Annotated in this window: 8 protein-coding genes; 5 read left to right on the forward strand and 3 right to left on the reverse strand. The window is 74.0% G+C overall.

Annotated elements, in window-relative coordinates; all coding sequences use genetic code 11:
* The 4 genes from KBX37_RS31845 to KBX37_RS31860 all read left to right on the forward strand — a co-directional run.
* Positions 1 to 2,909 (forward strand): type I polyketide synthase (locus KBX37_RS31845; RefSeq protein WP_210779548.1); only part of this gene is annotated, 2,909 nt, incomplete at its 5' end.
* A gap of 75 nt (positions 2,910 to 2,984) precedes the next feature.
* A complete protein-coding gene (locus KBX37_RS31850; RefSeq protein WP_210779549.1) occupies positions 2,985 to 3,287 on the forward strand; it encodes a hypothetical protein in 303 nt (100 codons plus the stop codon).
* Complete coding sequence (locus tag KBX37_RS31855; RefSeq protein WP_210779550.1) at positions 3,287 to 4,189, forward strand: proline iminopeptidase-family hydrolase; 903 nt, start codon at positions 3,287 to 3,289, stop codon at positions 4,187 to 4,189. Before KBX37_RS31850 ends, KBX37_RS31855 begins: the two co-directional genes overlap by 1 nt.
* Positions 4,190 to 4,205: 16 nt before the next feature.
* Entirely contained in the window at positions 4,206 to 5,777 is a 1,572-nt protein-coding gene (locus KBX37_RS31860; RefSeq protein ID WP_210779551.1) for an amino acid adenylation domain-containing protein, read from the forward strand.
* Positions 5,778 to 5,786: 9 nt separating this feature from the next.
* Here KBX37_RS31860 and KBX37_RS31865 read toward each other — a convergent pair whose 3' ends face one another.
* Positions 5,787 to 6,767, reverse strand: coding sequence for an ACP S-malonyltransferase (locus tag KBX37_RS31865; RefSeq protein ID WP_210779552.1), 981 nt, complete (start codon positions 6,765 to 6,767; stop codon positions 5,787 to 5,789).
* Positions 6,764 to 8,335: a phenylalanine aminomutase (D-beta-phenylalanine forming) gene (locus KBX37_RS31870; protein WP_210779553.1), complete on the reverse strand. Its 1,572-nt coding sequence runs from the start codon at positions 8,333 to 8,335 to the stop codon at positions 6,764 to 6,766. Before KBX37_RS31870 ends, KBX37_RS31865 begins: the two co-directional genes overlap by 4 nt.
* An 840-nt stretch (positions 8,336 to 9,175) precedes the next feature.
* On the opposite strand from KBX37_RS31870, the gene KBX37_RS31875 reads away from it, so the two are divergent.
* The gene (locus KBX37_RS31875; protein ID WP_210779554.1) at positions 9,176 to 9,625 is read left to right on the forward strand and encodes an SRPBCC family protein; all 450 of its coding nucleotides are present in this window, start codon (positions 9,176 to 9,178) and stop codon (positions 9,623 to 9,625) included.
* Positions 9,626 to 9,643: 18 nt separating this feature from the next.
* Here KBX37_RS31875 and KBX37_RS31880 read toward each other — a convergent pair whose 3' ends face one another.
* Positions 9,644 to 10,036 carry an MmcQ/YjbR family DNA-binding protein gene (locus tag KBX37_RS31880; protein ID WP_210779555.1) on the reverse strand — a complete coding sequence of 131 codons (393 nt, stop codon included), beginning with the start codon at positions 10,034 to 10,036 and terminating at the stop codon, positions 9,644 to 9,646.
* Positions 10,037 to 10,190 lie beyond the last annotated feature (154 nt).

Consider the following 10,190-nt stretch of genomic DNA (forward strand, 5'->3'; position numbering starts at 1 on the left):
TGGCCGACCTGGCCGGCGCGCCGGTCGCCGCCGTCGGCTCCCTCGCCCTGCGGGAGGTCGACGCGGCGCAGCTCCGGGCCGCCGCGCCGGGCCGACAGGACGGCCTGTACCGGCTCGCCTGGACCCCCGCCGCCGAGCTGCCAACCGCCACCACCGCCGCCGGATGGGCCGTCATCGGCCAGCCCGGCCCTCACCGCGCTGCGCCCGGCGCCGACACCGGTCCGGCGACCGCCCCGGCCCCTGCCGCTTCCGGCATCGACGCCGTTCCGGCGACCGCCCCAGACCTTGACGCCCTCGGCCGGGCCGTCGGCGTGGCGAACGACGGGGATTTCGCCGCGCTCGGCATCAACGGCGGTCCGGCGAACGACCGGGATCTGCCGGCGCTCGGCCGGAACGGCGGCCCGGCGAACGACCTGGATCTCGCTGCGCTCGGCGCGGGCGACGGACTTTCCACCTACCCTGACCTCGCCGCGCTCGGCGCCGCCGTGGACGCCGGCCTTCCGGCGCCCGGCGTGGTGCTCTTCCGGGTTCCCCGCCCGGAGACCACACCTGGCACCGCCGAAAGTGCCGAGCCGAACACCGGCGTCGACGTCCTGGCCGGCGTCCGCGGCTGCGTGTACCAGGTCCTGGGCCTCGTCCAGGGCTGGCTCGCCGACCCCCGCTTCACCGCCGCCCGGCTGGTCCTGCTCACCGAGGGCGCGGTCGGCGCCGACGGGGCCGACGTGGCGCTGGCCCAGGCGCCGGTCTGGGGCCTGCTCCGGGCCGCCCAGGCGGAGAACCCCGGCCGCTTCGTGCTGCTCGACACCGACCGGACCGCCGTCTCCCGGGACGCCCTCGGGCCCGCACTGGCCACCGACGAGCCGGAACTGATGATCCGTGCCGGCCGTGTCCTGGTGCCCCGCCTGGTCCGCGAGCCGTACGCCCCGGCCGACGCCCCGGCCGGGCTGGACCCCGACGGCACCGTGCTGATCACCGGTGGCACCGGTGGGCTGGGCGCGCTGGTGGCCCGGCACCTCGCCGGGGCGTACGGGATCAGGCACCTGCTGCTGACCAGCCGGCGCGGGCCGGCGGCGCCCGGGGTGGACGAGCTCCGCGCCGACCTCGCCGCGCTCGGCGCCACCGCCGACGTGGTGGCCTGCGACGTGGGCGACCGCGACCAGCTCGCGGCGCTGCTCGCCGGCGTGCCCGACCGGCGTCCGCTGACCGCCGTGGTGCACGCGGCGGCGGTGGTGGACGACGGGGTGGTGGGCTCGCTGACCCCGGAGCGGATCGACGGGGTGCTGCGCCCGAAGGTGGACGCCGCCTGGCACCTGCACGAGCTGACCCGCGACGCTGGCCTGGCCGCGTTCGTGCTCTTCTCGTCGGCCGGCGGCCTGGTGCTCGCCGCCGGGCAGGGCGGGTACGCCACGGCGAACGTCTTCCTCGACGCGCTCGCGCAGCACCGGGTGGCGGCCGGCCTGCCCGCCACCTCGGTCGCTTACGGGCTCTGGGGCACCGACGTCGGCCTGGGTGCCTGGCTCACCGAGGCGGACCTGCAACGGATGGCCCGGCAGGGCCTGCCCGCGCTGACCGTGCCGGAAGGGCTGGCCGCGCTCGACACCGCGCTGCGCAGCCCCCGCGCGACGTTGGTGCCGGTGCAGGTCGACGTGGCGGCGCTGCGCGCCCGCGCCGACGAGCCGCCCGCGCTGCTGCGTGGCCTGCTGCCCCGGGTACGCCGGCGCAGCGCCGCGGCCGTCGTCGACCCGGAGTGGTTCGCCCGCCGGCTCGCCGGGCAGTCCCCGGCCGAGCAGGAGCGCCAGGTCACCGAGCTGGTACGCGGCCACGCCGCCGCCGTGCTCGGCCACGAGGGCCCCGAGGCGGTCGACCCGGAGCGGGACTTCCTCGAACTGGGCTTCGACTCCCTCGCCGCGGTGGAACTGCGTAACCGGCTCAACGCGGCGACCGGGCTGCGGCTGGCCCCGATGGCGGTGTTCGACAACAAGAACCCCGCCGCGCTGGCCCGGCACCTGCGCGCCGAGCTGGCCCCGGCCGTCGGTGGTGCGCCCGCGCCGGAGCCGGCCGGCGAGCCGGACACCCTGGCCGGGCTGTTCCGGGCGGCGGTGCTGGGCAACGAGGTGTTGAAGGGCTTCAACCTGCTGCGGGCGGTGGCCGACCTGCGACCCCGGTTCACCTCCGCCGCCGACTTCGGGACGGTGCCACCGGGCGTGACCATGGCCGACGGTCCCGGGTCACCTGTGCTCATCGGCATCAGCACCCCGATGGCCACCGGCGGCCCGCACCAGCACGCCCGGCTGGCCGCCGCGTTCCGTGGCCGGCGTCCGATGGTGTCGCTGACCAACCCCGGCTTCGTCGCCGGGGAGCGGCTGCCCGACTCGGTGGACGCGGTGGTCGACGTGCTCGCCGAGAGCGTCGTCCGGGCCGCCGCCGGACGCCCGTTCGTCCTCGTCGGCTACTCCTCGGGCGGGACCCTCGCCTACGCCACCGCCGGGCACCTGGAACGGAGCCTGGGGGTGCGCCCCGTTGGGGTGGTGCTGATGGACACCTACCGGGTCGACACCGACGACCGGGACCAGTCCCGGCTGATGGAGCAGCTCACCGTGGGGCTGGTCCAGGCCGACGCCCGCTTCGGGATGCTCAACAGCGCCGCCCTGTCGGGGATGAACCGCTACTTCGACCTGGTGCCCCGGTTCCGGCTGGACCCGGTCGAGGCGCCGGTGCTCTTCGTCGGCGCGGCCGAGCCGTTCCGGCCCGACGCGGCCGACGACGGCTCCTGGCAGGCCCGGCCCTGGGAGCCGACGCACGAGTACCGCACCGTCGCGGCCACCCACTTCACCATGATCGAGGACCGGGCGGCGGTCGCCGCAGAGGTCGTCGAGGAGTGGCTCGGGACGCTCGCCCCTAGGGGCTGATAGGGGTATGGACCGCCCGCCCGGATCCATAGTGTCTGCCACGGGAAGCGATCGACGCACGATAGGGAGCAACGGATGAGCACCGACGGCAGCTGGCAGCTGGACATCGAGAGCCCGCTCGGCAAGCAGAGCCTCTGGGTCGAACTGACCGAGGAGGGCGAGAAGCTGATCGGCAAGGCCCGGGCCAACGGCCAGGTCATCGACCCCGACATCATCGACGGCGAAATGGTCGGCGACGTCGCCTCGTGGAAGATCAAGTGCCGCAAGCCGGTCCCGCTGACCATGAAGGTCACCGTCACCGTCAACGGCGACACCATGACCGGCAAGGCCAAGCCGGGCATGTTCGGCACCTTCCCGGTCACCGGCCGCCGCGTCTAGTGACCGCACCGACGACCAAGGGGACGGCGCCGTTCGGCGAATTCCGGACCTGGTACCGGGTCACGGGGGAGCTGTCGCCGCAACGGACCGCGCTGGTGGTCGCGCACGGCGGCCCCGGCAGCACCCACGACTACCTGACCAGCCTGTCCGTGTTCGCCGACGGCGGCACCCCCGTCGTCCACTACGACCAGCTGGGCAACGGGGGATCCACCCACCTGCCGGGCCGGCCGGCTGAGTTCTGGACCGTCCAGCTCTTCCTCGACGAGCTGGACAACCTTTTGCGCCACCTCGGGATCGCCGACAACTACGTGCTGTTCGGCCACTCCTGGGGCGGGCTGCTGGTGGCGAAGCACGCCGCGGCGGCGCCGGCCGGCCTGAAGGGCCTGATCATCGCCGACGCGCCGGCGTCGTACCCGTTGTGGCTGGCGGCGATGGCGGAGCTGCGCGCCGCGCTGCCGGCCGGGGTCGACGACACGCTGCGCCGGCACGAGGCGGCGGGCACCACCGACAGCGACGAGTACCACGCGGCCACCAAGGTCTTCTACGACCGGCACCTGTGCCGGCTCGACCCGTGGCCCCGCGACTACCAGGCCTCCTTCTACGAGCTCTACAACGACCCGACCGTGTACCTCGCGATGAACGGGCCGAGCGAGTTCCACGTCATCGGGTCGTTGAAGGACTGGGGCGTCACCGACTGTCTCGCCGACATCGCGGTGCCCACCCTGGTCATCTCGGGCCGCCACGACGAGGCCACCCCGGCCACCGTCCGGCCCTTCGTCGACCTCATCCCGGACGCGCGCTGGGAGCTGTTCGACGACTCCAGCCATGTGCCGCACCTGGAGGAGCCGGCGCGGTTCCGCCAGACGGTGGGCGACTACCTCAAGACCGTCGCGCAGGTGTGACGAAGGACGGACATCGATGACCGACGCGGTCGGGCGGTTTCCCGCCGACACCCTGGACCAGTTCGTGCTCGGCCCCGCCGCCCGCACCCCGGACAAGCCGGCGGTGATCGAGCGGGCCGGCGGCGCGCTGGTGACGGTCACGTACGGCGAGCTGGCCCGCGCGGTCGACGCGCGGGCCACCGCGCTGGCCGAGGCGGGGGTCGGCACCGGCGACCGCGTCGTCATCGAGTCGCAGACCTCCGCCGCCGCCATCGCGCTGCTGCTCGCCTGCTCCCGGCTCGGCGCGGCGTTCGTGCCGGTCGACCCGGACACCCCGGACCTGCGGGTACGCGCCATCGTCGAGGCGACCGACCCGGTGCTGCACCTCCGGCCCGCCGGCCGCCCGGCCCGGGACCTGCCGTCGACCACCGCCGTCGCCGAGTTCAGCCCGGACGGGCTGGTCGCCCCCGCCGGCAAGCCCCGGCAGCGCCGCCGCCGCGCGGTGGTGGGCACCGACCCGGCGTACCTCATCTTCACCTCGGGGACCACCGGGCAGCCGAAGGGTGTGGTGCTCAGCCACCACGCCGCGCTGGCCTTCTACCGGGGCGCCCAGCGCTTTCCGGTGGTGGCCGCCGACGACGTGGTGGCCAGCACATCGCCACTGGCCTTCGACGTCTCCCTGTTCGACCTCGGGGTCACGCTGGGCAGCGGGGCGACCCTCGCGCCGGTGCCCCGCGAGTTCCTGAGCTTTCCGCGCCGGCTGCTCGGCTTCCTCCGCGACGCCGGCGCGACCGTGGTGCACGGCGTGCCCTCGCTGTGGCGGCCGTTGCTGCGCCACGAGCCCGACGGCCTGGCCGCCCTGGACCGGCTGCGCGGCATCCTCTTCGCCGGCGAGAACTTCCCGCTGGCCGAGCTGCGCCGGCTGCGCGAACTGCACCCGGGACTGCGGGTGGTCAACGCGTTCGGCGCCACCGAGACGGTGGCCTGCTCCTTCGCCGAGGTGCCCGACCCGCTGCCCGCCGACGCCGAGCGGCTCTCCATCGGCGACGGCTACCCGGGCGCCGAGCTGCTGCTGGTCGACTCGGACGGCAGCGTGGTCGACGCGCCCGGCGCGGTCGGCGAGATCCACGTCCGCTGCCCGTCGCTGTTCAGCGGCTACTGGGACGACCCGGCGGCCACCCGACAGGTGCTGGTGCCCGACCCCCTGGAGCCCCGCTCCGGGCAGCTCGTCTACCGCTCCGGCGACCTGGCGTACCGGGGGGCCGACGGGGAGCTGTACTTCTGCGGCCGGACCGACTCGATGGTGAAGATCCGGGGCAACCGGATCGAGCTGGGCGAGGTGGAGCGCCGGCTGCTGGACCACCCGACGGTCGGCGCGGCGGTGGCGGTGGCGGCCCCGGCGGCCGACGGCGAGCCGAGGCTGCACGCCTTCGTGGTGCGCCGGCAGGGCGCCACCGTCGGCGCGGCCGAGCTGGTGGAGCGGTGCCGGCGCACCATGCCGGCGTACATGGTCCCGGCACGGTTCCACTTCCTCACCGAGCTGCCGCTGACCGCCAACGGAAAGGCGAACCGGACCGCGCTGGCCGAACTGGCCCGCGCGGCCCGGTAGGCCGCCGGATCATCCCACCAGGGTCCGCTGCCGCGGCCGGGGCCGCAGCGCGAGCGCCGGGGTCAGGGTCAGCACGTCGAACGGCCGCCGCGCGGCGTCCACCCGGCCCCAGAGCCCGTCCGGACCGGAGACGCAGAGCCGGGACACCCCGTGGGCGCGCAGCGTCTCCAGCGCCCCGGGCCAGCGCACCTGCCGGACGATCCCGTCCAGCAGCAGCCGGCGCACCTGCTCGCCCCGGGTCAGCACCGCGCCGTCGTGGTCGGAGACCATCGGCAGCCGCGGGTCGGTGAACGGCAGCCCGGCCACCAACTCCCGCTCCATCGTCGCCCGCAGCGGGGCGAACGCGGCCGAGTGCATCGGTGGGCTCATCGTGTACAGCGGCAGGCCGCCGCGCGCCCGCACGGCCGCCTGGAGCCAGTCCAGGCGGTGCCGGCGTACCGACAGCATCCAGAAGTCGTCGTCGACGTGGCAGGCCGTCTCGTACCACTCGCCGGCCTCGTCCAACTCACCGAGGATCTCCGCCAGTCGGGCCCGGGGCGTCCGGGCGAAGGACTGGGTGACCACGTCGCTGTGGGCGTGGGCGAAGTACTCGTCCAGGTGCCGGTTCCAGCCGACGGTGAGCCGTACCGCGTCGGGGAAGCTGAGCGCCCCGGCGTAGACGGCGGCCGGCGTGCCGCCGAAGCTCGGCCCGACGACGATGTCGGGCCGGACGTCCAGCGCGTCCTCCGCCCAGTACGCCAGCGCCAGGCAGACCACCAGGAACGCCACCCGCTCGCTCTCCGAGTAGCCCCCCTCGGCCTGCCGGTACCGGTCCACCAGCGACCAGCCCAGGGCCTCGTCGGCCTGCGCGGTCAGCCGGCGTGCCTCCGGGTTGATCAGCAGGAAGCGCCCGACCTGCGCGAACGAGCTGGGGCTGATGCCGGGGAAGACCACGGCGGTGGCCGCAGCGCCGTGCTCGGGTCCGGCGCCGTCTGCGCCGGGGGCGGTCACAGCAGGACCTCCGACCGGTACGCCGGCGGCGCGGCCAGGATCTGGGTGGCGATCGCCTCGACGTAGTCGGTGATGGTGACGTCCCGGTCGAGGTAGGGGACCAGCTCGCGGGTCCGCTCGTAGAGCTCGCGGGTGACCGGGGAGAGCCCCTCGTTGCCCCGGATGTCGACCGCCTGGGCGGCGCAGAGCAGCTCGAAGGCGACCACGTAGGTGGCGTTGGCGAGCACCTCCCGGGCCCGCCGGGCGGCGACGAAGCCGAACGAGACGATGTCCTGGAAGTCGCCGGTGCTGGTCAGCGACTGCACGGACATCGGCACCGCCAGGGCCCGCGTCTCGGCGGTCAGCGAGGCGGTCATGAACTGCCCGCCCATCAGGCCGAGCCGCAGGCCGGGGTTCTCCCGGCACAGGAAGGCCGGCAGCCCGTTGCTGTTGCTCTTGTCGAGGAACCGGTCGATCCGCCGGTTGGCCAGGTTGGTCAGGGTGGTCAGCGAGATGACCAGGTGGTCCATCGCCATCGCCACGTACTGGCCGTGGAAGTGCCCGTTGTGGAAGACGTCGTTCTCGTCCGGCACCACCAGCGGGTTGTCGTTGGACGAGTTGAGTTCGGCCTCCAGCGTCTCGCCGATCCGGAGGAAGCTGTCCAGCACCGGACCGAGGATCTGCGGCGTGCACCGGATCGAGTACGCGTCCTCGATGGGCTGCGAGCCGGCCTTGGCCGAGGAGCCCATCTCGGCGGCCAGCGCCGCCTCGGTCTCCTGCTCGTTGACCGCCAGGGTGGACTCCTGCAGGGTGCGCCAGAGCCGGGCGGCGATCTCGCGCTGACCCTTGTGCGGCTTCAGCTCGTGCACCCGCGGGTCGAACGGCTTGGTCATCCCGCGCAGCCCCTCCACGGACAGCGCCGAGACCGTCAGGTACGTCTCCAGCAGCCGGCTGGCCTGGGCGAAGACCAGGCCGCCCAGGCCGACCATGCCGGAGGTGCCGTTGATCAGCGCCAGCCCCTCCTTGAAGCTGAGCGTCATCGGCTCGATGCCGGCCAGCCGCAGCGCCTCCGCGGCGGGCATGGTCTCGCCCCGGTAGCGGGCCCGCCACTGGCCGACGCAGGCCAGCGCGATCGCGGCGAGCGGGCCGAGGTCCCCGCTGGTGCCCAGCGACCCCTTCTCCGGTACGCACGGGATGATCCCGGCGTTGTACACGGCGATCAGCTTCTCCAGGTTCACCGGCGAGATCGCCGAGTTGCCCCGGGCCAGCGACACGATCCGGGAGAGCATGATCGCCCGGACGGTCCGGTCGTCCAGGTGCGGCCCGACGTTGGTGGCCACCGCGTTGATCAGGTTCTCCTGGAGCTGCTGGGCCATGGTGACCGGCACCAGCCAGTCGACGAAGCCGCCCATGCTGGTGTTGACGCCGTAGATGACCCGGCCCTCGTCGACGAAACGCTGCAGCGTCTCCCGGGAGGTCTGGACGCGCTGCCAGACCTTGTCGTCGAGGCCGACCGGCACCGAGTGCGTGGCCGCCGCCTCCAGTTGCTCCAGCCGGACCCACTGGTCGGCTGCCACAGTGAATTCCACGAGATCGAACCCCCTCCGCGGGACGGATGTCAGCGTTGTCCGCGTCGGGCGGGACCATCGGGCAGCGCGGTGTCGCACTGCCTCTGAGCAGGTGTCCGGTGGAACCCGACGGGTGCGCAGGGTCAGTCAAGCCGCCTCCGTCGCGAGTGGAACAGACCGGGCGTACCCCTAGAAGGGCTCGACCGGCCCCTAACCCGGGCCCGGCCCGGACCCCTTGCCCCGGCCGGCGCCAGCCGCGCCCATTGGAACGGCCCGCGGTGGCGGAAGGTCCCCAACGGGTACGCGAGACCGGGGTGTCCGGTCCAGTCCGGCACCCCGTTTCGGCAGAACCTAGCCGAGGGCCGGGCTCTCCGAGCGGAGCCTGATCACCTGGGCCGAGCCACAGTCGCTGCGGGGGGTGGGGTGGTGCGGCCCTGTAGAGCTGATGATGTAAACGAATCAGCCCTGCCGGGTGGATGCCGCGACGGGCGGAGATCGCTCCACTTTGGAAGTAGTGGTGTCGCTCGGCCGCAGCGGGCCACCACCAGGCGGATGAGCACCATCTTGCGGGATGGCGCCCGCCATCCACGGCTGAGTCGTCTACGACATCAGCTCGAAAGGCTCAGAACCCCTACTGCGCCGGGCGCCGACCACGACGGCGCCCGCAACGCGCCACGTCGGCCGACTGACGAGTGGAACAACCATGGGTGCCGAACGACCGCGGTGACACCGCCTGGGGGGAGGGGGTTCCCTCCGCCGGGGGAGGCCCCGGCGGCGGCGGGTTCGTAGCGTCACCGACATGGATACGACAGGCGCCGCCGCACCCGCCGCGCTCACCGACGGGGGCGGCCGCTGATGCTGGTGCGGACCACCACTCTGGTACGCCGGCCGCCGGAGGCGGTCTGGCCGCTGCTCTGCGACTCGCGGATCACCGCGACGCCCCGCTGCCCGGTGTTCCGGCTCGGCGCGCCCACCCCGGTCGAGTGCTTCCTGCCGGCGGGGCCCGGTGCGGTGGGCGCGCCCCGGCAGTGCGTCTCTGATCGGGGCGTGGTGTACCAGCGGATCACCGAGTGGTCGCCGCCGGCCCGGCTGGCGTTCCACATGGAGCGCACCGACCTGCCGTTCGGCTCGTGCGTCAGCGCGTTGAGCGACACCTTCGAGCTGACGCCGGCGGCCGGCGGCCGGGCGACCCGGCTCACCCGCAGCACCCGGGTCGAGGTGCGCGGTCGGTGCCGGTGGGCCCGGGCCCTGGCCGTCGGGATCGGGCTCAAGGCGGTGCACCGGTTCGTCTTCCGCGACTGGCGCCGCTGAACCGGGCCCCGGGCGTGCCTACGCCTCGCCGGCGCGGTGGGCCGCGGCGAGACGTTTCGGCGCGCGGGCGTACCAGGCGTCCAGGACCAGCTCGGTCAGCTCCGGCACGGTGATCCGGTCCAACCGGACCAGCACCGCCGGGTAGCCGTCGAAGTGCGGGGTGGTGAAGTAGATCGCCGGGTCGTCGGCGAGCAGCGCCTCCTTGGCACCCAGGTCGGGCAGCTGTGCGCCGAGGATCGGACCGTCGGGAGCGGCGTCGCCCAGGGCGTCGTGGTCGGCCCGGCGCAGCGGTCGCTCCCACACGAACGGCTTGTCGCGTACCCGCCAGGCCGGCGCGCCGTCGTACGACGGCCGCTCCGTCGTCTCCGGCAGGGCGAGCGCGAGCCGACGTACATCGTCCCAGGTGGCCACGGTCCGACCATACGACCGCCGGCCCGGCGGGAAAAGGACCCCGCCCGTCCTCCGGTCGCCACCGCCCAGGTGATCAAGAAGTTTTGGTCTTCCCTGGGCCGAATCCTGACGCAAACTTCTTGATCAACTCGCCTGGTGGGGGAGGCGGGTGGGG

The sequence above is a fragment of the Micromonospora sp. U56 genome (assembly GCF_018070095.1).
Lineage (GTDB): Bacteria > Actinomycetota > Actinomycetes > Mycobacteriales > Micromonosporaceae > Micromonospora > Micromonospora purpureochromogenes.